Here is a 224-nt window from a genome sequence, read left to right as displayed (position 1 = left end):
ATCGCAACGCAAGAAGTAACAGCGGAAAAAGGTTGGAAGTATGAATTCAAAGATTTAGCGGCATACGATGCCGAAGGCAAGGCATATAAGTATGAAGTGAAAGAACAAGCAGTAGACGGATATCAAACAGAAGTACATGGTTATGAAATCACGAATACTAAAGTTGGTCAAACAAAAGTAGAAGGAACGAAAACGTGGAAAGACGATAATGCGAAAGATCGTCC

1 protein-coding gene is annotated in these 224 nt (G+C 39.7%); it reads left to right on the top strand.

The features are described 5' to 3' along the window. Nucleotides 1–224, top strand: a 224-nt coding sequence (locus SB773_RS35300) for a Cna B-type domain-containing protein (protein ID WP_410595274.1), incomplete at both ends; no start/stop codon positions are given.

Source organism: Bacillus sp. SIMBA_074, from assembly GCF_046534555.1.
Taxonomy (GTDB): domain Bacteria; phylum Bacillota; class Bacilli; order Bacillales; family Bacillaceae_G; genus Bacillus_A; species Bacillus_A mycoides.
Note: the sequence above shows the minus strand (reverse complement) of the source record. Positions and strands in the feature narration are given on the sequence as shown.